Source organism: Brevibacterium aurantiacum (assembly GCF_007558825.1).
GTDB classification, from domain to species: domain Bacteria; phylum Actinomycetota; class Actinomycetes; order Actinomycetales; family Brevibacteriaceae; genus Brevibacterium; species Brevibacterium aurantiacum_A.
Window position 1 is genome coordinate 3,959 of sequence record NZ_VLTK01000035.1, and the last position, 717, is coordinate 4,675.

The following is a 717-nucleotide window of genomic DNA, read 5'->3' on the forward strand; positions in this document are numbered from 1 at the left end:
CCAGTAAACGGCGGTGGTAACTATAACCATCCTAAGGTAGCGAAATTCCTTGTCGGGTAAGTTCCGACCTGCACGAATGGCGTAACGACTTCTCTGCTGTCTCAACCACGAACTCGGCGAAATTGCATTACGAGTAAAGATGCTCGTTACGCGCAGCAGGACGGAAAGACCCCGAGACCTTCACTATAGTTTGGTATTGGGATTCGGTGTGGTTTGTGTAGGATAGGTGGGAGACTGTGAGGCCTCAACGCTAGTTGGGGTGGAGTCGTCAAGTGAAATACCACTCTGACTATACTGGATTTCTTAACTTCGGACCCTGATCGGGTTCAGGGACAGTGCCTGATGGGTAGTTTAACTGGGGCGGTTGCCTCCTAAAGAGTAACGGAGGCGCCCAAAGGTTCCCTCAGCCTGGTTGGCAATCAGGTGTCGAGTGTAAGTGCACAAGGGAGCTTGACTGTGAGACGGACGTGTCGAGCAGGAGCGAAAGCTGGGACTAGTGACCCGGCCATGGCTTGTGGAAGCGTGGTCGCTCAACGGATAAAAGGTACCTCGGGGATAACAGGCTGATCTTGCCCAAGAGTCCATATCGACGGCATGGTTTGGCACCTCGATGTCGGCTCGTCGCATCCTGGGGCTGTAGTCGGTCCCAAGGGTTGGGCTGTTCGCCCATTAAAGCGGTACGCGAGCTGGGTTTAGAACGTCGTGAGACAGTTCGGT

At 54.0% G+C, this 717-nt stretch carries 1 rRNA gene (running past one end of the window); it reads left to right on the forward strand.

The window, feature by feature from the left end:
• Positions 1-717, forward strand: a 23S ribosomal RNA gene (locus FO013_RS22065) (its annotated part extends 2,207 nt beyond the left edge of the window); the annotation flags it as partial.